The sequence below is a fragment of the Fictibacillus nanhaiensis genome (genome assembly GCF_049537595.1).
Taxonomy (GTDB): domain Bacteria; phylum Bacillota; class Bacilli; order Bacillales; family Fictibacillaceae; genus Fictibacillus; species Fictibacillus nanhaiensis_F.
Window position 1 is genome coordinate 1,349,014 of record NZ_JBMULM010000001.1, and the last position, 26,132, is coordinate 1,375,145.

Annotated in this window: 35 protein-coding genes and 1 pseudogene; 30 read left to right on the plus strand and 6 right to left on the minus strand. The window is 39.0% G+C overall.

The window, feature by feature from the left end; all coding sequences use genetic code 11:
- Positions 1–100: 100 nt before the first annotated feature.
- The 6 genes from ACOZ9X_RS06815 (at position 101) to ACOZ9X_RS06840 (ending at position 3,503) form a co-directional block, all read left to right on the plus strand.
- On the plus strand, positions 101–538 hold the full coding sequence (locus ACOZ9X_RS06815; RefSeq protein WP_423417507.1) for a VOC family protein: 438 nt from the start codon (positions 101–103) through the stop codon (positions 536–538).
- A gap of 144 nt (positions 539–682) precedes the next feature.
- Positions 683–1,156: a YjdJ family protein gene (locus ACOZ9X_RS06820; protein WP_423417508.1), complete on the plus strand. Its 474-nt coding sequence runs from the start codon at positions 683–685 to the stop codon at positions 1,154–1,156.
- 114 nt (positions 1,157–1,270) lie between these two features.
- Positions 1,271–1,513, plus strand: a complete 243-nt coding sequence (locus ACOZ9X_RS06825) for a hypothetical protein (protein WP_423417509.1) — start codon at positions 1,271–1,273, stop codon at positions 1,511–1,513.
- Positions 1,514–1,694: 181 nt separating this feature from the next.
- Positions 1,695–2,378: an N-acetylmuramoyl-L-alanine amidase gene (locus ACOZ9X_RS06830; protein WP_423417510.1), complete on the plus strand. Its 684-nt coding sequence runs from the start codon at positions 1,695–1,697 to the stop codon at positions 2,376–2,378.
- 296 nt (positions 2,379–2,674) lie between these two features.
- Positions 2,675–2,947 (plus strand): AbrB/MazE/SpoVT family DNA-binding domain-containing protein, encoded by a 273-nt coding sequence (locus ACOZ9X_RS06835; protein WP_423417511.1) that lies wholly within the window; start codon positions 2,675–2,677, stop codon positions 2,945–2,947.
- Positions 2,948–2,969: 22 nt separating this feature from the next.
- Entirely contained in the window at positions 2,970–3,503 is a 534-nt protein-coding gene (locus tag ACOZ9X_RS06840) for an AAA family ATPase (protein WP_423418239.1), read from the plus strand.
- 58 nt (positions 3,504–3,561) lie between these two features.
- Here ACOZ9X_RS06840 and ACOZ9X_RS06845 read toward each other — a convergent pair whose 3' ends face one another.
- Entirely contained in the window at positions 3,562–4,341 is a 780-nt protein-coding gene (locus tag ACOZ9X_RS06845; RefSeq protein WP_423417512.1) for a LysM peptidoglycan-binding domain-containing protein, read from the minus strand.
- A gap of 177 nt (positions 4,342–4,518) precedes the next feature.
- Between ACOZ9X_RS06845 and ACOZ9X_RS06850 the strand changes: the two genes are divergently transcribed.
- The 7 genes from ACOZ9X_RS06850 (at position 4,519) to ACOZ9X_RS06880 (ending at position 9,070) form a co-directional block, all read left to right on the plus strand.
- A complete protein-coding gene (locus tag ACOZ9X_RS06850) occupies positions 4,519–5,007 on the plus strand; it encodes an ankyrin repeat domain-containing protein (RefSeq protein ID WP_423417513.1) in 489 nt (162 codons plus the stop codon).
- A 90-nt stretch (positions 5,008–5,097) separates the two neighbouring features.
- Complete coding sequence (locus tag ACOZ9X_RS06855; protein WP_423417514.1) at positions 5,098–6,021, plus strand: rhodanese-related sulfurtransferase; 924 nt, start codon at positions 5,098–5,100, stop codon at positions 6,019–6,021.
- 257 nt (positions 6,022–6,278) lie between these two features.
- Positions 6,279–6,905 carry a phosphatase PAP2 family protein gene (locus ACOZ9X_RS06860; protein ID WP_423417515.1) on the plus strand — a complete coding sequence of 209 codons (627 nt, stop codon included), beginning with the start codon at positions 6,279–6,281 and terminating at the stop codon, positions 6,903–6,905.
- Positions 6,906–6,970: 65 nt separating this feature from the next.
- Positions 6,971–7,159, plus strand: a complete 189-nt coding sequence (locus ACOZ9X_RS06865; protein ID WP_066395384.1) for a hypothetical protein — start codon at positions 6,971–6,973, stop codon at positions 7,157–7,159.
- 127 nt (positions 7,160–7,286) lie between these two features.
- Positions 7,287–7,475 carry an alpha/beta-type small acid-soluble spore protein gene (locus tag ACOZ9X_RS06870; RefSeq protein ID WP_066395381.1) on the plus strand — a complete coding sequence of 63 codons (189 nt, stop codon included), beginning with the start codon at positions 7,287–7,289 and terminating at the stop codon, positions 7,473–7,475.
- Between the two features lie 140 nt (positions 7,476–7,615).
- Entirely contained in the window at positions 7,616–8,464 is an 849-nt protein-coding gene (kynA, locus tag ACOZ9X_RS06875) for a tryptophan 2,3-dioxygenase (RefSeq protein ID WP_423417516.1), read from the plus strand.
- Positions 8,465–8,722: 258 nt separating this feature from the next.
- Positions 8,723–9,070 (plus strand): hypothetical protein, encoded by a 348-nt coding sequence (locus ACOZ9X_RS06880; RefSeq protein ID WP_423417517.1) that lies wholly within the window; start codon positions 8,723–8,725, stop codon positions 9,068–9,070.
- 49 nt (positions 9,071–9,119) lie between these two features.
- Here ACOZ9X_RS06880 and ACOZ9X_RS06885 read toward each other — a convergent pair whose 3' ends face one another.
- Both ACOZ9X_RS06885 and ACOZ9X_RS06890 read right to left on the minus strand, forming a co-directional pair.
- Complete coding sequence (locus tag ACOZ9X_RS06885; protein WP_423418240.1) at positions 9,120–9,560, minus strand: lysostaphin resistance A-like protein; 441 nt, start codon at positions 9,558–9,560, stop codon at positions 9,120–9,122.
- Positions 9,561–10,058: 498 nt separating this feature from the next.
- A complete protein-coding gene (locus tag ACOZ9X_RS06890; RefSeq protein ID WP_423417518.1) occupies positions 10,059–11,015 on the minus strand; it encodes a helix-turn-helix transcriptional regulator in 957 nt (318 codons plus the stop codon).
- 86 nt (positions 11,016–11,101) lie between these two features.
- On the opposite strand from ACOZ9X_RS06890, the gene ACOZ9X_RS06895 reads away from it, so the two are divergent.
- Complete coding sequence (locus tag ACOZ9X_RS06895; protein ID WP_423417519.1) at positions 11,102–12,013, plus strand: SDR family oxidoreductase; 912 nt, start codon at positions 11,102–11,104, stop codon at positions 12,011–12,013.
- A 302-nt stretch (positions 12,014–12,315) separates the two neighbouring features.
- Positions 12,316–12,633 carry a hypothetical protein gene (locus ACOZ9X_RS06900; protein WP_423417520.1) on the plus strand — a complete coding sequence of 106 codons (318 nt, stop codon included), beginning with the start codon at positions 12,316–12,318 and terminating at the stop codon, positions 12,631–12,633.
- Between the two features lie 88 nt (positions 12,634–12,721).
- On the opposite strand, the gene ACOZ9X_RS06905 is transcribed toward ACOZ9X_RS06900, so the two are convergent.
- The gene (locus ACOZ9X_RS06905; protein ID WP_423417521.1) at positions 12,722–12,934 is read right to left on the minus strand and encodes a hypothetical protein; all 213 of its coding nucleotides are present in this window, start codon (positions 12,932–12,934) and stop codon (positions 12,722–12,724) included.
- A gap of 93 nt (positions 12,935–13,027) precedes the next feature.
- Between ACOZ9X_RS06905 and ACOZ9X_RS06910 the strand changes: the two genes are divergently transcribed.
- Positions 13,028–13,552, plus strand: coding sequence for a DUF3189 family protein (locus tag ACOZ9X_RS06910; protein WP_423417522.1), 525 nt, complete (start codon positions 13,028–13,030; stop codon positions 13,550–13,552).
- Between the two features lie 67 nt (positions 13,553–13,619).
- Here the strand turns inward: ACOZ9X_RS06910 and ACOZ9X_RS06915 are convergent, their stop codons facing one another.
- Positions 13,620–14,009 (minus strand): YkvA family protein, encoded by a 390-nt coding sequence (locus ACOZ9X_RS06915; protein WP_423417523.1) that lies wholly within the window; start codon positions 14,007–14,009, stop codon positions 13,620–13,622.
- Positions 14,010–14,181: 172 nt separating this feature from the next.
- Here ACOZ9X_RS06915 and ACOZ9X_RS06920 point away from each other — a divergent pair, with 172 nt between their 5' ends.
- The 14 genes and pseudogenes from ACOZ9X_RS06920 to ACOZ9X_RS06985 all read left to right on the plus strand — a co-directional run bounded on the left by ACOZ9X_RS06920 (position 14,182) and on the right by ACOZ9X_RS06985 (position 25,777).
- Complete coding sequence (locus tag ACOZ9X_RS06920; RefSeq protein WP_423417524.1) at positions 14,182–14,703, plus strand: DinB family protein; 522 nt, start codon at positions 14,182–14,184, stop codon at positions 14,701–14,703.
- A 111-nt stretch (positions 14,704–14,814) separates the two neighbouring features.
- The gene (locus ACOZ9X_RS06925) at positions 14,815–15,501 is read left to right on the plus strand and encodes an HAD family hydrolase (RefSeq protein ID WP_423417525.1); all 687 of its coding nucleotides are present in this window, start codon (positions 14,815–14,817) and stop codon (positions 15,499–15,501) included.
- Between the two features lie 77 nt (positions 15,502–15,578).
- Positions 15,579–16,124: an SMI1/KNR4 family protein gene (locus tag ACOZ9X_RS06930; RefSeq protein ID WP_423417526.1), complete on the plus strand. Its 546-nt coding sequence runs from the start codon at positions 15,579–15,581 to the stop codon at positions 16,122–16,124.
- A gap of 88 nt (positions 16,125–16,212) precedes the next feature.
- On the plus strand, positions 16,213–16,452 hold the full coding sequence (locus ACOZ9X_RS06935) for a hypothetical protein (RefSeq protein ID WP_423417527.1): 240 nt from the start codon (positions 16,213–16,215) through the stop codon (positions 16,450–16,452).
- A 117-nt stretch (positions 16,453–16,569) separates the two neighbouring features.
- Positions 16,570–16,815: a hypothetical protein gene (locus ACOZ9X_RS06940; protein ID WP_423417528.1), complete on the plus strand. Its 246-nt coding sequence runs from the start codon at positions 16,570–16,572 to the stop codon at positions 16,813–16,815.
- Positions 16,816–16,850: 35 nt separating this feature from the next.
- Complete coding sequence (locus ACOZ9X_RS06945; protein ID WP_423417529.1) at positions 16,851–17,354, plus strand: GNAT family N-acetyltransferase; 504 nt, start codon at positions 16,851–16,853, stop codon at positions 17,352–17,354.
- A gap of 92 nt (positions 17,355–17,446) precedes the next feature.
- Positions 17,447–17,896 carry an SRPBCC family protein gene (locus tag ACOZ9X_RS06950; protein ID WP_423417530.1) on the plus strand — a complete coding sequence of 150 codons (450 nt, stop codon included), beginning with the start codon at positions 17,447–17,449 and terminating at the stop codon, positions 17,894–17,896.
- A 46-nt stretch (positions 17,897–17,942) separates the two neighbouring features.
- Positions 17,943–18,734, plus strand: a complete 792-nt coding sequence (locus ACOZ9X_RS06955) for a phosphotransferase (RefSeq protein WP_423417531.1) — start codon at positions 17,943–17,945, stop codon at positions 18,732–18,734.
- Positions 18,735–19,964: 1,230 nt separating this feature from the next.
- Positions 19,965–21,758, plus strand: coding sequence for a Xaa-Pro dipeptidyl-peptidase (locus ACOZ9X_RS06960; RefSeq protein ID WP_423417532.1), 1,794 nt, complete (start codon positions 19,965–19,967; stop codon positions 21,756–21,758).
- A 304-nt stretch (positions 21,759–22,062) separates the two neighbouring features.
- Positions 22,063–22,866, plus strand: a complete 804-nt coding sequence (gene mutM, locus ACOZ9X_RS06965; RefSeq protein WP_423417533.1) for a DNA-formamidopyrimidine glycosylase — start codon at positions 22,063–22,065, stop codon at positions 22,864–22,866.
- A gap of 77 nt (positions 22,867–22,943) precedes the next feature.
- Positions 22,944–23,177 (plus strand): hypothetical protein, encoded by a 234-nt coding sequence (locus ACOZ9X_RS06970; protein ID WP_423417534.1) that lies wholly within the window; start codon positions 22,944–22,946, stop codon positions 23,175–23,177.
- A gap of 205 nt (positions 23,178–23,382) precedes the next feature.
- Complete coding sequence (locus ACOZ9X_RS06975) at positions 23,383–23,613, plus strand: FeoA family protein (protein ID WP_066395311.1); 231 nt, start codon at positions 23,383–23,385, stop codon at positions 23,611–23,613.
- A pseudogene (gene feoB / locus ACOZ9X_RS06980) lies at positions 23,607–25,609 on the plus strand (ferrous iron transport protein B). The gene ACOZ9X_RS06975 and the pseudogene feoB overlap by 7 nt, the downstream one beginning before the upstream one ends.
- 21 nt (positions 25,610–25,630) lie before the next feature.
- A complete protein-coding gene (locus ACOZ9X_RS06985; RefSeq protein ID WP_066395307.1) occupies positions 25,631–25,777 on the plus strand; it encodes a FeoB-associated Cys-rich membrane protein in 147 nt (48 codons plus the stop codon).
- A 51-nt stretch (positions 25,778–25,828) separates the two neighbouring features.
- Here ACOZ9X_RS06985 and ACOZ9X_RS06990 read toward each other — a convergent pair whose 3' ends face one another.
- On the minus strand, positions 25,829–26,023 hold the full coding sequence (locus ACOZ9X_RS06990) for a hypothetical protein (RefSeq protein ID WP_423417535.1): 195 nt from the start codon (positions 26,021–26,023) through the stop codon (positions 25,829–25,831).
- Positions 26,024–26,132: the final 109 nt, after the last annotated feature.

Genomic DNA, 26,132 nt, shown 5'->3' on the forward strand with positions numbered 1-26,132 from the left:
TAGTAAAGGTTTTAAAGGATTTACACAAACACCAAAGGATAATGAGAAGTCAAATCGAATATTTCTTATGAGCTAAAATGAACTTTTGGAGGAAGCAATTATGAAGGTTAGTAGGATCGATCATGTGAGTATAAATGTAAACAATCTTTCAGAAGCGAAAGCTTTTTTCTTTGATATAGGTCTTGAAGTAAAAGCAGAATGGGAACTGGAAGGAGACCAGTTGGACAGGATAGTTGGACTAAAGAATGTTAAAACGAGTTGTGTAGGACTGGGGATGCCTGACGGTCACACTTGGATAGAGCTCGTCAAATATTATACGCCTGCAGGTGAATCTGACCCACAATTACCTTCTCCAAATACGCTAGGCATTCGGCATATTTGCTTTGATGTTGAAGATCTAGAGGCTATTGTTGCCGTTTTAAAAGAGAAAGGCATAGAGACTTTTAGTGAGATCGAGCAATATGAAGACAGCTACAGACTTTGCTATGTTCGTGGTCCAGAGGGGATTATTCTAGAGTTAGCGGAGAAAATCGGTTAATTAAAATAACTAGACGATTAATTAGAAAGATAGTTCTTCTTTAAAATAATTTTGCTGTAAGGAATATAGTCAAAAAGGTAGAAGTGATAAATAACAATTGTATGGTAAAATAAGGTACATAATCAAGCGAGAGGAAATCTACTCATGTCATATGTTATTCAATTAGTTTTAGCAGTTATTGTGTTTCTTTTTTCAACGTTTTCAGCATGGTATGAAGGAAGTGAATTAAGAGATACACAGTGGGAATGGAAGTACTCGGCTATTTTTTCAAAATGGAAACATGAAACGGTAACAAACGTCTCTGAGATATCAGGATTCGATCATTTCATTTATGCCGCAAAATTTAAACCACTGTTTCCAATACTCATGACAATCAGTTTGCTATATATCCTTGTATTACTTGCTACATGGCTTTTAAGAAATCACACAAACAAACTGAGCTTGTTTTTCACCATACTCGGTCTTACATTATTTGTGGCTAGTTCGTTAACGTTTAGATCTCCGACTGTGGGTCTCGAATGGTTTACTTGGCTGTTTCTTATAATAGGAATGTTGAGTATCGTCATATCAGTTGTACTAAGGGCAAAATCCCCAATGCAAAAACAAGAAATTTATTAAGATCTATGCTAAGCATTTCTTCTAGAAGGAGAAGTGCCTTTTTATTCAGCAAACATAGCAGGATTGTTAAATAACAGGAACCGATATTTATTTAAATAAAGTGAGGTTTGATAAATGAATGATCTTATATTTGTTGAAATTGAAAATTTATCCAGAATGTGTAAGTTTACTAATTGCTCTCATACTAAAGAGCCACATTGTGCAGTTAAAAATGCTCTATCAGAAGGTGTACTTTCATATGATGAATACTATGCCTATTATAGAGATAAAAGAGAAGAAGAACATATCTTAAAGCAAAAGAATAAAACAAAGGCTGTTGATTATATGAAACAAAGAAAACTGTTTCGAGAAGCTTAGATAAAAACAAGACATTGAGGTTGATATTAAGGGGAATTCTGGTTAAGAGAAGAAATTTTAATTCGATGGAAAAAAGATGACCGAACACTGCTGAAAACTACCAAATAAATCTACTAAACATTAAAAATGTACAAACCTTTTCATAGACTCCATCATATTATGAATCATAGGGGTGATGAAAATGGTAAAAATTTTTATTGATCCAGGTCATGGCGGTACTGATCCTGGAGCTGTGGGGAATAACCTCACAGAAAAGACACTTACTCTTCAAATAGGCATTCGAATTAGAGATATATTACTTGCAGAATACAGCAATGTTTCCATTTTAATGAGCAGGACTTCAGATGTAACAAAGTCCTTAACGGAACGGACTGATGCTGCAAATGCATGGGGAGCCGATTTCTTTCTATCTGTTCATGTTAATGCAGGTGGGGGAACAGGGTACGAAGATTACATTTATCCAGGATCCACAGCACCTACAACAACGTATCAAGATAATGTGCATACCGAAATTTTGAAAGTAGTAAATTTCAGCGATCGTGGACAGAAGACAGCAAACTTTCATGTGCTGCGTGAATCGAACATGCCTGCTTTATTAACGGAGAATGGGTTTATCGATAATGTGAATGACGCCAATAAGTTAAAAACAGCATCCTTTATTGAAAATATAGCGCGTGGACATGTGAATGGGATTGTAAAGAGTTTCAACCTTCCTAAAAAATCCATTTATCACACAGTGGTAAGTGGAGATACAGTTTACGCTCTAAGTCAACAATATGGCAGTACGATACAGCAGATTAAGAGTTGGAACAATCTTGATAATAACTACACCATCTATCCGGGACAGATATTAAGAGTGAAGTAATATCCAACACACCAATAATAGGTGTTTTTTTTTGACTTGTAATTACTTTTCGGGAAAATAGTATAGGTTTTTTTACTCATGACAAATACGAAATATCATTTTCTCACACCTTCCACACTAAGATTAGTTCTATCTGCTCATTAAATTAACCCAACTCATATCCTCTTCCTATTTATAGAAGTTTTTGAGATGATTAATGCAACTTAAAAACATTATTTACCAAGTGGTGGAGTAAGGTAACATGCAGTGCAGATTTTACTTCTCGTTTGGAAAGAAGGAAAAGGAAGGTAGAACATATGAAAAGCACGGGGATTGTGAGAAAAGTAGATGAGTTAGGGAGAATTGTGATTCCAATTGAATTGCGTCGAATGATGGATCTAGATATTAGAGATGGCATCGAGATTTTTGTAGAAGACGACCGTATTATTTTAAAGAAATACATACCAAATAATTCTTGTGTGATTACAGGAGAAGTAACCGATGAAAATACTGCCTATGCTGGCGGGAAGTTCGTACTCAGTCCGAATGGTGCAAAAGCGCTTTTAGAAGAATTAGAACTAAAGTTTTAAGTGTGGAGGAACACCAGTGACAATGGAAAATGGAAGAACCGTTTATCTCCTTTCAGGTCCGGCAGGAGTAGGAAAATCAACAATATCAACTGAACTGGTAGACAGTTTAACTCATAGTGCCTATCTATCAGGCGATGATATCAGTCATATGCACAGAAACGGTAGAGAGAAACCTTGGGAAAGTGAGCGGGAGCATGATTTGATCTGGCATAACATTCTTCATCTTACAAGAAACTTTTTACAATATGGAAGTGATGTTGTCATCGACTATATTATCTTTCCAAAAGATGTCGAATGGTTAAGTAACCAGCTGCGTGACCTTGGTGTTACGATTAAATACGTTGTTCTTTGGACAGATAAAGATACGTTGGTAAAAAGAGATGCCATGCGTATTGAGGAAGAACGAATGGGTGATAGGTGTTTGGTTCTTTTTGATGAGTTCATACATTCGGGGCTAAACCATAACCAACTTCTTCATACAAGTCTACTTACTCCTCATGTCATACAGCATGTCGTTCGTGAGATAAAAACAGATAATCGATTCATACACATATAAAAAACATGCGGCTAGAGAAGCTGCATGCTTTTTTAGTGAAAAGTCGTGCGGAAGATCCTTATTTTTTAAATAATTGTACCCAAGCTCCCTCATAATAGCCTATGCCGATGGAGTCGTAGTTAGAGCTTAAAATGTTTTGGCGATGGCCAGGACTATTCATCCAGTCTGTCATTACAGCTTGTGGTGAAGTTTGTCCTTTTGCAATGTTCTCACCTGCAGCTGTGTAATCAATTCCCAAGCTGCGCATCATGTCAAACGGAGATCCGTAAGTCGGTGAGTTATGATCGAAATAGTTATTCTGAATCATGTCTTTAGCTTTTGCCAAAGCAACATTGCTGAGTTCAGCATCAAGTGTTAATGGGGCAAGGCCGGCTTTTTGACGCTCTGCATTTACAAGCTGTGAAACTTGTGTAGCAGTAGAACCGACGGAAGGTTGTGCTGGAGCTGCTGATTTAGGTGCTGGCTGTTGTTTAGCAACAGAAGCTGGCAGCTCGATCACTTGACCAGGGTAAACCCAGTTGATCTCTTTGATCTGTGGGTTTGCCTGTTGAATTGCCCATAAACTAACATTTGACGCCGAAGCGATTTTGTTAAGTGTCTCTCCATTTACTACTTTGTGTAGATTTGAAGATGACGGAATGTATAACGTTTGACCTACATAGATGCTATGGCTCGTCAATCGATTCATTCCAATTACATTTGATACGCTTACATTTTGATGCTGTGCGATCTTCCACAGTGTGTCATTTTGCTGAACCGTATATGGTGTTGAAGCATGTGCTGCAGTTGTCATAGTCAGAAAAGCAGCCAATGATAAAGATAAAATTTTTAAACGCATAATATCCCCCGAATATCCAGTTCCCCCAACGACTTTCACTATTTAAATGTTCACATAATTTAGACCGCGAAACAACTGGGAATGAGAGAAAAATTTTGTAAATAATTGTATGTAAAAGGGTTTTCATGTCAGGAAGTCGAAGTAGTCTTGTAACAACGATCAGAAAGGGTGGATACTATGAATCTGCACCAAGCAGCAATGGATGGGAATTTGACAGTGGTTGAAGAACTTTTGAAAAAAAAAGAAACAAACATAAACGCACTGAGTGAGGGGTGGTCACCGCTTCACCTAGCCGCTCATTTTGGCCATTTGGAGATTGTGAGACTGTTGCTTGAACAGGGAGCTGACGTTCAAGTAAAATCAGGAAACAACATGGCTAACACTCCGCTTCATGCCGCTGCAGCTAATATGAAGAATCGTCAGGAGATGATGAGTCTCCTCTTATCTCACGGAGCTGATATTAATGAAAAGCAGAGCGGGGGCTGGACCATTCTACATCAAGCCGCTCAGCATAACGATCCTGAGATGATCGCTTACTTTATTGAAAAAGGAGCAGATCCTTACCTTGCCAAAGAAGACGGAAAAACCGCACTTGAATTGGCGGAGGATGAAGAGGCACATGAGGCAGCTGACATCTTAAGAAACTGCACATTAAATAAAATCTAAAATACAGGATGCGTCCTGTATTTTTCTTTTTCTCATAATTTGTTATTATAGGAAAGGTAGTTTTTTAAGAAGCATAAGTAGGTGGTAATGATGGACTTTCAAGTATTATTGTATTATAAATACGTAACAATCGAGGACCCTGAAGCGTTTAAAGAAGAACATCTTGCTCTTTGTAAAGAAATCGGACTCAAAGGCAGAATCCTTGTAGCGAACGAAGGGATCAACGGAACTGTATCAGGAACGGTGGAACAGACTGAAGCATATATGAAGATGATGAAGAATGATCCTCGTTTTGCAGATACCGTTTTTAAAATAGAGGGATCCAACGAACATGCCTTTAAAAAGATGAAGGTTCGTGTCCGTCCAGAGCTCGTACACTTAAGTTTGGAAGACGATGTGAATCCGAACGAACTTACGGGTAAGCATCTTTCTCCAAAAGAATGGCTTGAAGCGATGGAGTCAGAAGATGTCGTGATCTTAGATGCAAGGAACACGTACGAATACGACCTTGGCCATTTCAAGAATGCAATCAGAACAGACGTGGAAACTTTCCGCGATCTCCCACAATGGGTGCGAGAGAACTTCAGTCAGTTCAAGGATAAAAAAGTCCTCACGTACTGCACAGGCGGTATTCGTTGTGAAAAGTTCTCAGGTTTCTTGGTAAAAGAAGGATTCAAGGACGTTTCTCAGCTTGAAGGCGGAATTATCTCCTACGGGTATGATGAAGAAGCAAAAGGAAAGCTGTGGGACGGAAAATGTTATGTGTTCGATGAGCGGATCTCTGTACCTGTTAACCGAACAGGTGAAGAGGTTGTCGTCGGAAAATGTTATCACTGTGGAAACCCTGAAGAACGCTATGTGAAATGCGGAAATCCAGAATGCAACGCGCATCTGTTGATGTGTGAAGAGTGTGAGCATGAACATAAACGCTCGTGTAGCACAGAATGCAGAGAACATCCGTGGAATCGTTATATAAAAGAATGTGAAGCAGAAAGCGAAAGTTCTCCTTTGTAGGAGGACTTTTTCTTTTTGGAGAGTGAGTTGATAGGTATGCGTGTACTCTCCAGGAGGAAAATGGTAGTTATGTGCGTTTCAGGGAAACATAGATAAAGAATTACGTAGTAATCTCAATTAATTACGTAGTAATCGGATTTTTATACGAGGTAAATTCAATTAATTACGTAGTAAATCAATTTTTATCCGTAATCCCCCGAATTGTTATTCCTAATATTGGATGCCCTGAAGTAATATGAGAGGTAGGGGGAATAACAATGAATATAACTCTGAGTTTATGTATTTTAATCTTTGTCAGTCTTTCGTTTTACAGCTCAAGTTTCATAACAACTTTCGATTGGAGTTTGAGAGAGCTTGTGTTGAATCTCCGAACGGATTGGTTAAATGAAATCGTACTAGCCTTCACTCACGTAGGGGACGCCAAAGTGCTCGCTGGACTCTGTTTACTCGGTGCAATTGTTCTTTTCATAATGAAACAATGGAGAAACAGCTTGTTACTGATCGGAAGTATTCTGGTTTCTTATGGTCTGAACTTGCTAGTGAAATCCATGTTTCAGAGAGAACGGCCGCTAGATTTCCGCCTTCTTGAAGAAGACGGATACAGTTTTCCGAGTGGAAACGCTATGGTAGGGACAACGTTTTACTTGTTTGCAGCCGTTCTTCTCTATCAACGGTATCAAAAGCGCTGGATCATGGTGTCAGGTGCGATTCTTCCGTTCCTACTCGGGTTAAGTCGTGTCTATGTTGGTGTTCATTATCCATCTGATATTTTGGCAGGATTTGCGTTAGGCATCGTTCTTGTCATCATTCTTAGCAAACTCACAGCTAAACATGCCAAACAAGCAGAAAGCGTTAACAGAAACAACACAAATACCGCTGTATAACATATCAATTATGGTTCGTATTTGGTATAATAAGACCGAATTGTTTACCGAAAGGGTGCAAAGATATGTTACCAATCGTATTTCCAGAGAACAAACTTGAGTACATACCGGCTTTGATTACGCTTGCTCTCTTTACGATTTTTGCTTGGAGAACGGTGGTCTTTTTTAAGAAACATTCTGCAAAAGAGTTAAAGAGAGCACAATTAATAGAAGAAGATTTATTAAGCCAAGAGCTGAAGAACAAGGACTTATGACGAGTTCTTGTTTTTTTTTGAAAAAAATTTATATTTCTATGAATAGGTTTTCAAAATAAACCCATACTACATTTAACGGAAAACAAAAAAGTTTTTCGTACATATTATCCCAAAGGAGGGAAATCGCATGGCACGTAATAACAGCAACCAAATCGTGGTTCCTGGAGCACAAGGAGCTCTTGACGCAATGAAACAAGAGATCGCTGCTGAGTTCGGAGTACATCTTGGACCAGACACAACTTCTCGTGCAAACGGATCTGTAGGTGGCGAAATCACTAAGCGTCTTGTAGCTCAAGCGCTAGGCGGACTTCGTTAATCAGTAACCTCCTTGTAAAAAGAAACCCGGAATTCGTTCCGGGTTTTATTTTTTTGTCTAAATATGATCCAATACTTCCTCAAGAATCATGTATAATGAAAGCGGTGACATACCAGTAATTTGTTGGGGAGTGGATTTCAATGACAGAGCAGAAAAAATTGGACAGCAAAGAAACAGAAAAAGGACTTCACACGGACTTTATCAATTCAATGACGTATGGTGAGTATCTGAACCTAGATAAGATCTTGTCAGGTCAGAAAAGGCTTTCCGGTCATCACGATGAAATGTTGTTTATCATTATCCACCAAGTATCAGAGCTATGGATGAAGCTCATCCTTCACGAAACGCGTTCGGCAATTTCTTCGATTGAGAGCGGAAACCTTCATTCGGCGTTCAAAATGCTAGCACGTGTTTCAAAGATTCAATCTCAAATCATTGAATCATGGGATGTGCTCTCAACCTTAACGCCAGCGGAATACATGGAGTTTCGAGATAAGCTTGGACAAGCATCAGGCTTTCAATCGTATCAATATCGCATGATTGAATTTGCACTCGGTTATAAGACACCGCACATTTTAGAAATCTACAAAAAAGACGCTGACCTTCATGAACAGCTAACAGCTGCTCTTCACACTCCAAGTTTGTACGACGTTTCCATTCAAGCACTCGCAAAAGCGGGCCTTCACATCGACGACGAAGTGCTAAACCGTGATGTGACGAAACGTTATGAATATAACGCATCAGTAGAAGCTGCTTGGCTAGAAGTGTATCGAAACGTTGAAAAGTATTGGGATCTCTATGAATTAGCCGAAAAGCTTGTGGATATTGAAGACTGGCTACAGCAGTGGCGTTTCCGCCATATGAAGACCGTAGAACGCATCATCGGGTTTAAAGTAGGAACAGGCGGTTCATCAGGCGTGAACTATCTTAAGAAAGTATTAGATCAACGCTTTTTCCCTGAGCTTTGGGATCTTCGTACGAGTATTTAAATATTTTTTGAAAGAAGCGTGCTGTTTACACAGTACGCTTCTTTTCTTTACTAGTATTTTTCCTTTTAAAGATCTTTTCAACGCTGTAAAAAATTCCACCACAAACCACGCCTATAACAAGTGGTTTTAAGATAAAACTTTGATAAGTCTTTTAATGGCTATTTAGATAAGCAACCGATTATTTAAACGCATGAACCAAAATGTCACTGAAAGTATATGATGATAATCTCTCTATAGACTGAAGAAAGAGGTGCATGTTTGAAGATATACTTTTGGTGTTTCTTGTTGATTTCCACGTACAACTTTCTGTGGATTGATATGAGCAATTTCCGTGATTTGATGAATCTGATCATCACGGTGGTAGGCCTTTTAGGTATCTATGGATATGTTTACAAAAAAGAAATCTTTCGAAAGATCTTTTGGAAAATTTTCTTCGTATTTGACCTTCTCTACACGATGGGTTTCATGTTATTGGTTTCACGAGAGAAATACATGCGATTTCATTCTAATGATGAAATCATATTTGCTTCACTAGTGGTCTTGATTTTTCTCTTCGTCTATTTCAGAACTCTCTATAAATACGCATTTAAGGTAACAGGTAGATAACTAATGAGAAGAGTACCGCAAGTTGGGTACTCTTTTAAATAATTGAGAATTATAAGATCCAACCGTTAAGAACCATCCCTATGTTTATGACAAAATGAAACAGGATAGCAGGGTATATACTCTTTGTTTTTAACACCACAAAAGCATAGAACAGCCCTCCAAATGAAAAAGATAGACTCATTAGAATAGGAATGCCGATTGATAGGTGTAACAGACCAAAACCGATGCTAGTAACGAGAACAGCATAAAAGGTTGAAATGTACTTTCTTAAAGAAGATAACAATAATCCTCTCCAAAGTAGTTCCTCCAAAACAGCATTGATCAGAGAAAAGACCAGTGCAAAGATAAGAAGAGACCGCGAAATACTTGTACTATTCATAAAAAGTAGGGGTAAGAATATTGTCAATGATCCTAATAAACCAAACCCTAAAAAGGTTAGAGTCTTGATGGTATGATGAGGAAATTCGATACGATCATTCCAGTGTGGCATCACTGTATAAAGATTTACACCTTGTTTAGTCCTTCTAATAGAGATAACGGTTCCTAGTATTAGAACGAATATCAGACTCCTATTTAGGACAATCTTTGCTTCTTTAGAAGTCCCAAACTGAGCGATTACGTCATTTCCTAAAATGAATAATAGAAACCCAGACAAAAAGAAGACGAAGAGGGATATGGTCGGTCGATATTTGAAGTGGGCTCTATAGAATAAAAACAATGATAAACCTGAAAGTATCCCGAAGCTGAACATCCTGTACGAAAAAAAGATAATGCTTAGGAAAAATAAGCAGGTTAAAGCGATGAGTGTATGATTACTTTTCACGAGTTGTATAACTGATCTCTCCCTTATAAATAACAACAAATCATCAATTACATATATTTCTACATTTTTTTACAAATCGACTTCCTAAATTTAACAATTTAGTATCTTATCAACTATTTTCTAGGGAGAGATGAAAAGCACCAATTGGCTATGGATCTTAAGGGTCTATTTATAAAGCGATAGGACAGACTCGCCAATTGCCTTTACCGATTCAATCAATGAGGAGGGAGAAATAATTTTCATCTGATCACCAAACCCGATGATATAAGACGCAGCTTCTTGCTCTGTATCAAAGGTAAGTTTTACGGGAATCCATCCGTTTTCATTCGGTGAACCCTTACTCACAACTTGTGCAAAGCGTCCGCTAAAGGATAAGCGTTCCATAATAGATGGAGATGCTTCAACTTCAACTTCGAATACAGGTAAATTTCGAACAAAACTCTGTTTTGATTCAGTCCAGTAATCAGCAAGTTGAAAATGAGGTGGTCTGATGAATGTTTCATTCAATAACTCAACAGATTTTATTCGAGATACTCTAAAGTTCTTGATCTCTTGATTCGATACCGCAACCAGGTACCATGTACGTCCTTTTGCAACAAGCCCTAATGGGTCTACGATTCTGTCTGATGATTCCTTGTTTGCTTTTTCGTAAGCTATACGTATTTTTCGTTCTTCCCATATTGCTTGTTGTAACAAAGAGAGTGCAGTGGTCTCTTGACTCGATTGTTTCCACGGTTCAATATCGATATGGATTCTGTTCCATAAGTTATCCGCTTGCGATTGAAGTGTGTTTGGGAGAGCGGCTAACAGTTTTTGCCGAGCTTCTTTCCAGTCTTTTGTATAGCCAAGATCACTTAAAAGCTGAAAAGAAGGAGAAAGAAACAATGTCTTTAGTTCGCTGTCTTTCAATCCAGTTAAGCGTGTTCTGTACTGATCAACAAGCCGCCATCCACCATGTTTGCCGCGCTCAGCTAGTACTGGAATTCCTGCAACACTTAACGCTTCCATGTCACGATGAATCGTTCTCTCTGTTACTTCTAATTCGTTGGCTAACGCTTTAGTTGTCATTTTTCCATGATTCTGAAGCAGCAATAAGATGCTGATCAAACGGTCTGCTCTCATTTGTTTACTCCTAATTTTTTAATATGACATTGGATGTCAGCTTTAAAGGTTAAACTAAAGATAGATCAAAAAAGGAGTGAATGCAAATGAAACCTTTAGAAGGAAAAATTGCACTAGTAGCTGGAGGAACAAGAGGTGCAGGACGCGGGATTGCGATGGAGTTGGGAGCAGCAGGAGCCACAGTTTATATCACGGGCAGAACGACACGTAACGCTGTATCAGAATACAACCGTCCTGAGACCATTGAGGAAACGGCAGAATTGGTAAACGAACTAGGTGGCATTGGAATTCCCGTTCAAGTCGATCATCTTATTGCTGAACAAGTACAAGCCTTAGTAGAGCGAATTGAAAAGGAACAAGGTAGATTAGATATTCTAGTGAACGATATTTGGGGCGGAGAGAATATTATTGAATGGAGCACACCTGTATGGGAACATTCACTTGAAAAAGGGATAAGAATGCTACGTCACGCTGTAGATACCCATCTCATAACAAGCCACTTCGCGCTTCCGTTGTTAATTAAGAACGAAGGCGGACTCGTGATCGAAATGACCGATGGGACAAAAGAATACAATGAGAACAATTATAGAGTATCCATGTTTTATGATTTAGCTAAAACGTCTGTTATTCGGATGGCCAAAGCGTTGTCGCACGAACTAACACCGTATAAGTGTACAGCGGTTTCCTTGTCACCCGGCTGGATGCGTTCAGAGATCATGCTTGAAGTCTTTGGGGTAACAGAAGAAAATTGGCGAGATGGCATTGAAAAAGATCCGAACTTTGCCATATCTGAAACACCTCGCTTTGTTGGAAGAGCTGTAGCAGCATTAGCGATGGATGAGAACCGACATGAATTAAATGGACAATCTTTTTCAAGTGGAGAACTCGCTAAGAAATATGACTTCGTTGATATCGATGGCTCACAACCTGATTGCTTCCGATATTTGGTGGAAGTCGTTGAGGCTGGTAAGCCAGCTAATGTAGAGGGGTATAAGTAATAGAACGTGAACTTTTTCTTACTAAAATAGCGGTTCTTTTTTCATACCTATTCAGATATCTAGTTTTTTTCAGTGCCAACAATAGAACCCTTTCTTCAAGAAGGATAAGTAAAGTTTTTATGGAATGGAATGTTTTATAAGTAGAAAGAGGGGCGTTGATCCAAAGGGGATTAACGCCTTTTTTATGTATTTTTATAGCAGAATTTAAAGGGCTATGTGATAGGTGTACAAGCACTTTCTGAGGGGTTTCATAGAATATATGAATCGAAGGTATACCTTCGGGAACTAAGGGGGGATTAGTTATGGGTTGGATTGGAAATGATTCAGGTCATCATTCTTGTGGATGTAACCAGGGCGTTGAACGTGAACCACATGAATGTGGATGTAACCAGGGCGTTGAACGTGAACAACATGAATGTGGCTGTCACAAAAAAGTAAAACTTCGTCAGACTGAAGGTCAGTTAAGAAGAGAAATGTGTAGCAGATGCAATTGGGCTAAGTATAGAAATGATGACGCTTGGAGAAGACTTTGTAGAAACAGAGTTGAAAGTGTTCGAGTGATTTCAGATGCTCCAAACTGTGCTTTACGCAATCGATTAGGCAATGGAACTGGTCAATAATAGCGAAATTTAAAATAGAAAACGAACAACACTGATGTAACAAAAATTGGACCTTATCACTAAGGTCCTTTTTTGTTGGAGAAGATGCTTAGCTATTTTCGCTTAAGTCACGAATTTCTCTCTCAATCAGGTACACAGATAGCTCAAATGCATCTATACGTCTTCGTGCTAAGGTGATCTGAGATTTATACCGGTTTGGATTTTCTTTACCTTCCAGCGTTTTAACGGTTTCTTTTAGTTTGTGAATCGTTGAGTCAAGTTGACGTTTAGCTTCGACTAAGTTAATTCGTGTAATCTCCATAGGTATCCATCCCTTCAAATTCTTGAATAAATAAGTATACCAAACTTTTATGAGGCGATAATGGGGAAGAATGATGAATAGGAGATGTAAACATTGATATATATTTACAATGACTATGGAGGAACGCATACTACATCATTAGCAGCCGCTTACCATTTGAAAAAGTTACCTTCACATACGAAGCTTACTAAGAAACAGATCTTACATGTACCATATTTCAACAAACTGAAAACAACAGACATGGGAAAGATCATTTTTCATGGCGAAGATGAAGAAGGCCATGCCGTTTATACGGTAGGACGAGGAAACTCAAAAATCTTCGTACCTGGTTTAAAAGAACTGTTCGATATCTTACAAAAGAAAAATGGAACAAAGGAGAAACTGATCTTCTCAAATACTTCACCGACCGTTCCACTTTCCATGACCTTTGGAGGATTGTTCTCAAGAAGGTTAGGTATTGATTTTATTGGAGTTCCGTTACTTGTAAAAGGTGCTAAACAAGCATCTGCCCAAATCGAATATCTTGTTGAGCATACGAAAGAGATGGCCAAAAATACGACAGAGCAAGTACTCATCATAGATAACGAGAAGAAGTTGTTAAACTCAAGCTTATCTTGAATTAGTTGAACAAAAGACACCTTTCCATTTAGGTGTATTTTTGGTGAGTATCGAACAATCGTAAGAATTAAGAAAACAAAGAAAGCAGCAGTTTCCCGATCCAAACAGCAAAGAGTATCCATATGATTATAAAAAGAATACCAACAAACCAATTCTTAGGTTTACCGTTTTTCTGGATATGTTCAGCCATTGTTTGATTCTCGTCAATGATGTAATCGGGTATGAGTTTTAAAGCAAGAGAGATCCCAAGCGGAACAAGTATTAGATCATCGAGATATCCCAATATCGGAATGAAATCGGGGATCAAGTCGATTGGACTAAAAGCATAGGCAACTACACAAATGGCTACGCCTTTCGCTAGTAAAGGAGTTCGCGAATCTTTGTAAGAAAGGTAAAGAACGAATATATCTTTTTTTAGTTTCTTTGCATAGTTTTTTAATTGATTTAATGTGCTCATTAGAAATCACCATTTTCTTCTTATTATAAATACATGACTACTACGGTACAAGTTGTTCGAATGTAAATGAACTGGAACAGTAAAGCTTTTTTAAGAAGGAGATGTGGGCTTTGTATTGAATTCAAAGTTGTACCATCTAAAGTGCTATATCTATGAATCGGAGGTTCTTAAGATGAGTGATCTACAGTTAATTGAAACATACAAGAGCTTTTTACAAAACTATTCAAACGAACAGCTGAGGTATATACCTGAACAAGGGGTTTGGTCAATTGGACAAATGTATGACCATTTGATTGTTGTTGCTCACGAGTATTTGGATAGTGTTGAAGATTGTGAGAAAGCTGTTGAAGAACTACATCAGGGAAAATCCGAATTCGGAGAGTACCTATTTAATATTGGTGGATTTCCTCCTATAAAGATCAAATTACCTGAAGAATTGGATTCCCCACCAGACAACACCAAAAGTAAAGAAGAGATTGTGCTAGAGCTCGATCAATTAATGAATAGAATGAAAGACTTAGCAGTGAAAGTAGAAGAGATAAACCCAAACTGCAAAATGAAACATGGTGGTTTCGGGTGGCTGAATGCTCAAGAATGGTTATCTCTAGTCGGCATGCATTTTCGTCATCATCTTCGTCAGAAGTATGAGCTAGATCAGAGACTTGAAAAGATAGGAGCTTTGTCTAGGGATTAGTTCGCTTCTTTTAAAAACCTATGTTTTGTAGTATATAAGGGGATGCATGCAAAGTCATGATTAAGGGTACATACCTTCATATACAGAGTGCAAGGATAGGAGAGAGTTATTTTGATAAAAGCTGTACTGTTTGATTTGGACGGAACCCTATTGGATCGCGACACCTCGGTTAAAAAGTTCGTAGAGGACCAACATACCAGGCTTTCATCCGTTCTGTCCCATATACCAAAAAAAATGTTTGCGAAACGATTTATCGAGTTAGAAGAAAACGGATATGTGTGGAAGGACAAAGTGTACCAAAAGCTAGCCGAGGAGTTGGCAGTAAGAAGAATGCCGCCAGGAGAATTACTCGATGATTATTTAACACAGTTCAAGTATCATTGCACCCCGTTTCCTAATCTTATTAGCATGCTGGAGGAGCTGAAGAAAAAAGGATATCGCCTCGGCATAGTCTCGAACGGTTACGGTGTATTTCAGTATGACACCATTCAAGCACTAGGGATAAAAGAGTATTTTGACACAATCCTTATATCTGAGATGGAGGGACTGAGAAAGCCTGATCCACTAGTTTTCGAGAGAGCGGCAGAAAGATTAAACGTTAAGACGGAAGAGTGCATGTTTGTTGGCGATCACCCCAAAAATGACCTGGAAGCTGCTAGAAACACCGGTATGGTTGCCGTCTGGAAAACAAGCCCTCATTGGAAAGAAGCGGAGGCAGCCGACTATACGATAGAAGATTTGTCGGAGCTTAAGCTAATTTTAGAAACCCATGAAAAGGCAGTGCAACTTTCAAAATAAAGAAAAGAGTATTTTTCTATCTTCGGCAAATCATTGTTAACTTAGCAAGTTCTATAGCTATGAAGAGGGAGTAATCTATGTTTGAATTTTTATCCGAAACTATAAGAAATGACTATATAAATAGCAAGAAATTAAAGACAAACACTCATCTATATGGATACATGGAAGAAGGACGCTGGCATACACATCTTCAACCTCCTTTATCTAACGAAACAATCATTCAGTTCGAACAGCAATCAGGACGAAAATTCCCTTCAGAATATAGAGAGTTATTAACATTTCATAATGGTTGTTATTTGTTTAACCTACTGAGATTAGCAGGTAAAGAGCCAGCTACTTATAAGGGTTTAAGTATAGAAGAGGAAGATTATTCAGCTTTTGATCTAAACACGATGGACAGATTATATAGAAATAAACGTACCCCTACCAATCACTTCATTTTCGCAGATTCATTATTCAAACATGCTTACTATGTAATCGATGGCGATGTAAAAATTTTAGAAATAGATGTAAAAACAAAGAAAGTGATTCAAACCTATACAGATCTGAAAACTTTTCTAAAGGAAATTCTTATGGAAGGAAACAATCATCTAACTAATGATATATATGTTGAATTTGAGTAAATGGGTGGCTGATTCTTATCCAGAAACGATTCATTTACTATGAAACTACTGAGTAGAATTCAAGTATATACATGCTGGAGGTGAGTGTTTGAATATATTAAGATTACGACTGATTTATAATCTATTCATCATCTTGATTGCATTAGTAATAGGATTCTTTTACTTTCCAAGCGCTCATTCGAAATTAGCATTCTTAGTCTCAGGCATCGGCTTCTTCCTTACTCTTGGACTCATAATTCCTAAAACCAAAAGAAACCTAAGAATGGGATTTATGATTACCTTCTTCTTAACTTTTTCGATGGTTTTTGTGATTTCTTATATTAATTGAAGTGATTGTTATGAAATGGGGAGCATTCATCCAAGAAGGATGAATGTTCTTTTTTATCGAATTAAATATACATTACAGAAATGAGAAGTGAGAAGAGAAGTGATAGAGAGATGAAATATGATCAAAAAGAGTTTAGACGCGCTGTTAAAAGAAAATAGGAATTTTGAAACGACGCTTAAAGACAACATTGATTCCTTACTTATAAAGTACAAACCTATTTTTAATAAGAGAAACTTAGTTTTTGATGGAGAGTTTCACATAGAAGGTGACCATCCATTTAATCCTGAGTATGTTTCTTCCGATTCGATTAGTATCTCAGAAAAAAAGGAAGATCTAATTTTTCAAGGTGAATTCGTTCATTAATTTAAAAACTATTAGTCTAGGAGGTTGCACATAAAATGACAGCTAAATTTAAACCTATGACGTTTGAGATGGAAACCGATCGACTATCCCTTAGTCTATGGAAGGAATCAGATGCATCATGGTATAGAGAACTTGTTGCGGAACGGGGCAAAGGTATGCCGACTATAGTTACTGCTCGTGAGAATGTCACTACCTTACACAAGCGAGCATATGAAAGCGGAATAGTCTTGCTCACCATTCGTCGTCGAGATGAAGGCGATTATATTGGGTACTGCGGATTAATTATTGGTCGTTCTACACTTGAAGAACCGGAGATTGCATACGAGTTGTTTCAAAAAGTACACGGTAATGGCTATGCGACTGAGGCAGCAACTGTGGTCTTAGATGCTGCATTTGCAACCGGTCGACACAAGCTTTGGTCGACGGTAAGGGCATGGAATGCTGCATCCTTCCGCGTACTAGATAAGCTGGGATTTGAACGTCACCACAGTACGTGGGACGAGAGTGGAGAGATAGTTTGGAGTGTACGCGAACTTTAGATGATTAAACCTAACCCCAAAACTTGTTAAAGCGATAAATGTTAGAAACTCAATTATCAAAAACTACTATAAGTGTAAGGAGGATTGTAGAAATGCCAGAAATAAATCATAAAACCTATATAAAAGTACCATTAGAAGAAGTGTATTATACAATTTCAACAGCTCAAGGTTGGAATGCATGGTTTACAGATGACACGTCTTTACAGATCGATCCAGAAGGAACTGGTGAAATTCGCTTGAGGTGGCTAAACTTCGGTAATGAAAATGCAACGATAGAAGATGGCGGAGAAATAATTGAAGCAATTCCAAACCAAAAATTTGTGTTTCAGTGGGCACCCGGAGAACAAAGTTCAACAGTAACCATTAAACTTGAACCTTATAAAAACGGTACATTATTAGTACTTCATGAATCTGGCTATACGCATTCAGAAAAAGACATAAGTGCCTGCATTGGATGTGCTGTAGGTTGGGGAGAAGCATTAGTCCTGTTAAAAGTCTATTTAGAACATGGAATAGTTTATAAACAGGACTTAATTCTTTAAATGACAGGGGAAAGTTTATTACAGAGAATAAGGAGGTGTAGATTAGATGCCAAACAACGAAATCGAAGAAAAACTAACTGGTGGAAATGTATCAACCGTATATCGAATAGGAAATACGGTTCGACGTGAGTTAAACCCAGAAAGCATTAGAGTTCACAAGCTATTAAAGCATCTAGAATACAAAGGTTTTAGTTATGCTCCTAAATTTCTAGGCATTGATGGAAAAGGTAGAGAGATCCTGTCCTTTATTGAAGGTGAAGCTAGTCATTACCCGTTAAAAAAGTACATGTGGTCAGATGATGTACTAATGGAGATAGCCAAAATGCTTCGATGCTATCACGATGCTGTAACAGACTTCCCTATAGAAAAAGGTTGGCAACCGATCGATCACACTCCAGAGCCTTTTGAGGTGCTTTGCCATAATGATTTTGCCATTTATAACATTATCTTTGATCAAAAACGACCTGTTGGAATCATTGATTTTGATGTAGCGGCTCCTGGGCCGAGACTTTGGGACATTGCCTATACTCTCTACACGTGCGTGCCTTTAAGCAGATTGTATTTAGATGCAACAGGTGCAACCCTAAATTACAATCGTAGCCAGCATGCAGAACGAATGAAAGAAAGAGTTCGATTGTTTTTTGAGGGGTATGGTGAGGAAGTGGATCCTGATTTCTTGGAGATGGTGCTGCTCAGGTTAAAAGGGTTGTGCAGAACCATTGAAAGAAAAGCGAGTGAAGGTGACTTAGCTTTTCAAAAAATGATAGACGAAGGGCATCTGGACCATTATCTAGAGGACATTGATTTTATTCGTAGTCACAGAAATGATTGGACATAGTAGATGCACATAACAAAGATGGTCATTTTGTAACGGGTTCTCTTTTGGAGTACATAAGCGAATCACTTGAAAAAGGCTTACCAATATTAGCTGAAAAGGATTAGCCGATGGTTAAATTGAATATATAATTAAATTAAAAATATGTTGTTCTTATTCAACAATCGAGCAGTATTGTTGAATAAGGAAATGTTTTCTTTGTTAAGGACTAATCGATTACAAGGTGGCTTATGAATACATTAGGTTATATTTTCTTGGCGATATATTGGATAGGGATAATTATCTGGTCACTTAGAAATAAGAAAAAAGCTAAAAAAGAGTTACTTCAAATAAAAAGTAATTTGAAGCTAGGAATAGTAGTATTGTTACTTGTTCTATTTCCATTTTTAGCAATGGTTTTAACTACATTTTTTCTCTAACTTGCTTTTCTTTTTTTATAGTCGGGTGCGTTGTTCCAAGAAGGATTAAAGCACATTTTAGCAGGATGGTGGAATAAGCACGAGTGAATAAAGGTATGAAAATGACATATGGAGTAGAAGAAAGTATGAAAATGAGCAAAAGCAGATACAGGAGATCTATTAGGGGTATATTCAGGGAAATTAGAAGTGAATTATTATTTGAATTGCTATGGAACATCTTAACTTTTATTCCAAGAATGATGTTCCGCTTAATAAAAAGCATTTTTAACCACTATTAAACAAACGGGTGAGTTGATCCAAGAAGGATTACCGCCTTTTTTTATGGAATTTATTCAACAAACGAGCAGGATTGTGGAATAAGGGAAGATATTACTTTATTACAGAGGTCGGGTTTTGTCCCAGCCTCTATTTACATCTTTTTTGATGTTCTGAATTTCCCTAATTCTGTATTACATAGGTCAGGAATTCATTGGCTTTTTTCTCAGGTACCGAAGTCATGAAACTAACAACGATGAAAAGAAAGGAGGATACAACTATACCCCAAATACCTGATGCCAGCCCCAAAGGTTAAAAGCCCCCACTTCCATTCTGCAGAATTCAAAATCACATGAGAATAAACAGATGTAAAGACATCTATAAAGACATCTTAAAATTTTTAAGAAGGACTATGTACCTATCCTTCGCTTTTCATGGAAATATAAACCATTACTTTGGTTGTGTCTTATTACATTCGGAAGGGTCATACAAATTTTTCATAGAATAATAGACAGGTAGTGAAGCAGTGAACTTTTATAATCATGGAGGCGAATGGCAATTGAAGACAAAGCGCAGTTTGCTCGTAAGCTCAGTTCTTACCGTTTCTTTGCTGCTGGGTGCAGGTCCATTACCCATAACGGCGGAGGAAAACAACTTTCAGAACATCTTGGTCAAAAATGGCATGACCCAGCCTGTCTATTCGTTAGGAGAAGCGATTACTGAGACTGTCTATGTTGAGGTGCCGCTTGATAGTGATGCTGACGGCAAGCTGGACCGAGTGCATGCCGATATCATCCGGCCAAAGGAAACGGAAGAAGGCTTGAAAGTACCTGTCATCTATGAAATGAGTCCTTATCGCTCGGGAATAAAAAACGTTCCCGTTTATGATGTGGATCATGAGTTGAATACGGTCAAAGGAAAAGGGAAAAGCACTCAAGTACAGTCACCGAAAGCAGCAGACCTGCCGGGATATTATGATAATTATTTTGTTCCACGGGGCTACGCTGTAGTTTTAGCTGAAAGTATTGGGACAGGCGATTCTACCGGCTGCCCGACAACGGGAGATTACCGGGAAATCCTTGGGACGAAGGCGGTTATTGACTGGCTGAACGGAAGAACAAAGGCCTATGATGCACAAGGAAACGAGATCAAAGCAGACTGGACAACGGGGAACGTTGGTATGGTAGGGGTTTCTTACAACGGAACATTACCGAATGCGGTTGCCGGTACTGGCGTGGAAGGACTGAAGACGATTGTGCCGATTGCCGCGATCTCCAGTTGGTATGATTATTACCGCAGCAACGGGGCAGTTACGGCTCCCGGCGGTTATCAGGGGGAAGACACAGACAACATGGCCGAGGCCATTTTAACAAGAGAAAATCCGGAAGTGTGCGCCCCTGTCATTGAAGAGCTAACAGACGGGCAGGACCGTGAAAACGGAGATTATAATGCCTTCTGGGAAGCGCGTGACTATACGAAAAATGCCGATAAAGTCGAAGCAAGTGTCCTGATGGTGCATGGACTCAACGACTGGAATGTAAAAACACAGCAATTTGCTCAGTGGTGGGAGGTTCTTGGTAAAAAGGATGTGCCAAGAAAACTCTGGCTACACCAGGGCGGTCATTCCAGTCCGTATGGTTTCAGAAGAGACGTTTGGCTCGAGACCCTCAATAAATGGTTTGATCATTGGCTGTACAATATTGAAAATGATGTCATGGAACAGCCGGTGGTAGATATCCAGCGGGAAGACCGAACATGGCACACCGAATCAAACTGGCCGGCAACCGATGCATTGGACACGAAGCTGCATCTGAACCCGGGGCAAAGCGGAGGAACAATCAGTCTCGACCGTTTTGAAGGAAAAAAAGAAACGCAGACCATTGTCGATGATGCAATGAAAAAAGCGGAAAGCCTTGTGGTGAATCCATCTGAACAAAACGAAAACAGACTTGCCTATGTAACGGGTGAACTGAAAAAACCGCTGCGCATGAGCGGAACACCAGAAGTCAGCATCCGGGCGTCCTTAAGTAAGCCAGTGGCCAACCTGACAGCACTTCTCGTTGATTACGACCCAGATAATCAGGCGAAAATCGTAACGAGAGGCTGGACTGACCCACAAAATCTGAAGTCCGATTTACGATCCAAATCGCTCACTCCAGGAAAAGAGTACACCTTCACTTGGACGATGCAGCCAGACGATTATGTATTTGAGAGTGGACACAAGCTCGGCATCGTGCTTATCTCCAGCGATTACGATTATTCCATAAGACCAAAAGCAGGAACCATCATCACGATGGATCCTAAAAAAAGCAATGTGATTCTGCCAATTGTGGGTGGAGAAGGTGCGTTTTAAAAGAAAATAACTAGCGGGCTCAATTGATTTGATAGACATCAAATTTGAGCCAGCTTTTTTTGCGTATTTTTGGCTCTAAGACGGTCTATTCAAAAATCGTGTGCGATAACGGAATAAAGCTCTGTCCAATTGCAATCAATAACTACGATTTGCAGTGCTTTTTCGTTTGCTAATTTATATGCGATTCTTTAAGTACTCCAAAAGAGAACACGTTAGTCATATTGATAAGCTATTTTTATTTACATAATTTATCCAACCCATTCAATACTAACAAGAGAGACCAGAATTGAAGGAGTTGGAACCATTGCCTGAATTACCAGAGATGGAAACGTATCGTGAGTTTTTAAACCACAATACCTTACATAAGCCGATTATTGACGTAGAGATCAACAGAGAGAAGTCCCTCAACACAGGGGTTCAAACTTTTATTGACTCTGTAAAAGGGTCCAATATCACCTTTGTTAAAAGAAGAGCAAAACATCTTATCTTTGAACTAAGTTCGGGAAAGTTTCTGTTACTTCATTTAATACTTGGAGGACTGATGTTTCTCGGAACTTCAAAAAACAGTCCGGATCGAACGAAACAGATCATTCTTTCTTTCGGAGAGCTGCAACTGAATTTTATTGGTCTTCGCCTTGGATATTTACATCTACTGAGTCAAACGGAACTGGATGAAAAGCTCAGTGATCTTGGTCCAGAACCATTTGAATTGCAGCGGGATGAGTTCATAAATAGATTAAAACGGAAAAAGGGTGCACTCAAACCATTGTTAGTCGATCAATCCTTTATTGCTGGAATAGGAAACTGCTATTCTGATGAAATTTGCTTTCAATCGAGGTTACATCCGTTTCGAAAAGCGAGTGACCTTTCTGATGAAGAGAAAAACCAATTGTATGAGAGCATCAAACCTGTTCTTTCAAGAGCCATTCAATTTGGTGGATATATGGACTTTCCAATGTACGAAGGTGATAAGCAGACAGGGAAGTATAACGAGAATACGTATGTCTATGAGCGAGAAGGTGAGAAGTGTCCGAGATGTGATGGAACGATTGAGAGAGTGGATCATTCTTCACATAAGTCGTTTTATTGTCCGAACTGCCAGAAGTAATTATATCGAGAGCAGGATTGTAGAGGATAATTCGAGAATACATCTACTGAAACAATAGGAATAGAGGTAGTAATCACTTGTTATCTTTACGAATTATTTTGTATTCTTTCGTCGTATCAATCATGCTCTTTATAACAACGATCGTTCTACCCGATTATTTGGGCTTTAATGAACGAATTTCAAGATGGATTTTTATTATCACTATTTTTGTGATTTTCTTAACCTTTAAAGAGAAATGGTGGATTAAGGTCATTTCTGCTTTTTTAGGATTACTCTTTTTTATCGTTTATATTGTATTATTTGTTCCATAAATTAAATTTCTCTAATTAGTCATTTACTCGTTCAGCGCTGCATCTTGCAGCGCTTTTTCTGTGTTGAATTATGTATGAAAAAAACTATAGCAACTTTATAGTTAATCTTGTAAAATAAACTTAATTGATAGTGGTTATCATTCTCTTTTAGATATGTTAGGATGATAGTGAGAAAGATGCTTATGATCCATAGGGGGATACAACAATGTTATTAACTCAGTTAAATAAAGGCGAAAGAGCGACGATCATTGATTTATCATTAGTAAACGAAAGCGTAAGAAGACGCTTATTGGACTTAGGCATCTCGGAAGGTTCGCAAGTATGCTTGCAATGCAAACTTCCGTTCAAAGGGCCATGCATGGTTGAGAACTGCGGCCAATCACTAGGAATCAGACTACAAGACGCATCTTACATAAAGGTTGAGAAAAAATGCTAAACATTGCTTTAATCGGTAATCCGAATACAGGAAAGACTTCACTTTTCAACAACCTGACAGGGACTTATCAGTATGTGGGGAACTGGAGCGGTGTAACCGTTGAGAAGAAGGTAGGAATCATCAAGAACAAAAAAGGGAATCTGATCGATCTGCCAGGTGTGTATTCACTTAGCCCATTATCAAAAGACGAAGCGGTCGTTTCTAATTTCTTTGTGACCGAATCGTTTGACGGTATGATCAATATCGTGGACGCGTCACAGATCGAGCGTAACCTGTTGCTGACCCTTCAACTGTTAGAGTTCGAGAAGCCGGTTATTATCGGACTGAACATGACAGACGTTGCAAAGCGCCGTGGTATTACAATCAATGAACAGCTGTTATCGGAGAAATTAGGGGTACCGGTCGTTCCGGTTATCGCACGTTCTGGTAAAGGAACGGCGACCATTAATGATCTACTAACCGATGATTTAAAAGTGGATGCATCATTCAAGTTGAACTACGGCACAATCATTGAAGAGAGTATCAATCAAATCATACATCTACTTCCAGCAAACCTTTCTATTCCAAAGCGTTGGACAGCGATTCAGCTGTTAGAAGGAAATGCAGAAGTAAGAAAATATATCGGATCTCTTGTGGACAGTGCAGGAATCGATTCCATCATTCAAGCAACGAACGAGCGGATTTCAGATGAAACAGCAGCATCGAACACATCGAAGTGGATCTATTCCGTGCGTAAAGCTTTCATCCAAGAGTTGATTCAATCATCTGTTGTGACAGAAGAGTCAGAGAACAAGTCACTTACCGAAAAGATTGATAAGATCGCGACGCATCCTTTTCTAGGGATTCCGATCTTTCTAGCAACGATGTTCTTGATGTTCAAGCTCACGTTCGATTGGCTAGGCATTCCTTTATCGGACATTTTGGATGGATTCATTTCAGGCTCACTAACGACATGGCTTACGAACGTACTGAACACAGTCGGCGCATCTAATTTTATAAAAGCGGTTGTGCTTGACGGAATCGTTGCCGGAGTCGGCGGCGTTCTTGTGTTCGTACCGCAGATCTTTATTCTGTTTCTTTTAATCTCGTTCTTAGAAGACTCTGGATACATGGCTCGCGCGGCACTCGTGATGGACCGTACGATGGAGATGGTTGGTCTGAACGGAAAAGCGTCATTCCGATGATCATCGGATTCGGCTGTAACGTACCAGGCGTCATGTCAGCGAGAACGATCGAAACGCCAAGAGAACGACTGTTAACGATTCTCTTAACACCACTGATGTCTTGTTCGGCAAGACTTCCGGTATACGCGCTCTTCGTTGGCGCGTTCTTTGCGAAATATCAAGCACTTGTCGTGTTCTCACTCTATGTACTCGGAATCGTCGTGGCACTCACACTCGCGAAAATCTTCTCTTCTACGATCTTAAAAGGAGAGTTCTCTATGTTCGTTGTGGAATTGCCGCCGTACCGTATGCCTCAATGGAAGGCGTTACTACGTAGTACGTGGGACAAAGGAAAAGGTTTCATCAAAAAAGCAGGAACGTTTATCTTTGGTGGATCTGTACTGATCTGGCTGTTGTCGTATGCAGGACCAGCTGGATTCGATGTACCGATGGATGACAGTTTCCTTGCGATGATAGGGAACGTGTTAGCACCAATCTTAGCGCCACTTGGATTCGGTACATGGCAAGCAGGGGCATCTCTTATCACAGGATTCCTTGCAAAAGAAGTTGTCGTTTCTGCGATGAACATCATCTACCACGTGCCGAACGCTGACTCGTTACAAGGATTACTGTCTAACGAATTCTCTGCGCTATCCGCGTTCAGCTTCATGGTGTTCGTGTTGTTGTACGTACCGTGTCTAGCGACGGTCGCGACGATTCGTAAAGAAGCAGGATCTGCGAAATGGACATGGTTCTCTGTCGGGTATGCACTCGTGATCGCATACGTATTGTCACTCGTCATCTATCAAGGCGGGAAACTTTTAGGATACTAACAAGAGAGGGAGGACGAACTTATGATCTTCAATATTGTCTTCGGGGCTCTTATATTTGGATATGCAGGCTGGGCCGTTTTTCGTCACATCAAAAAAAGTAAGCAAGGCAAGTGTGCGGCTTGCTCACTTGCAAAAAACTGTGAAACGAAGTGCGATTCCGTTTCTTAATAGAAAAGGACAGGTTAGAAGTTATGATGACTTCCGACCTGTCCTTTTTCATTACAGTTGTTCCTTCGCTTTTGCTTCTTGAATCATTTTATACACATAAAGCGCACCGTAACCCCCTGCTAAACCAAGTGGGAGGATGATGAAAGGTGCAAAGTTCTTCGTGTGCCATCCTAATAAAAAGAATATCCCATAAATGATGACCATCGACATGATGCTAAACGCTAACCGGATAAAATAAGCTCTCAAACAAAACGCTCCTTCAATTCTTTATCTTTCACTTAGCTTACATTCAATTTTTCTTAGTGGTCCAATTACGATACACATACCACCCAAACCATCCACCACATATTATAGA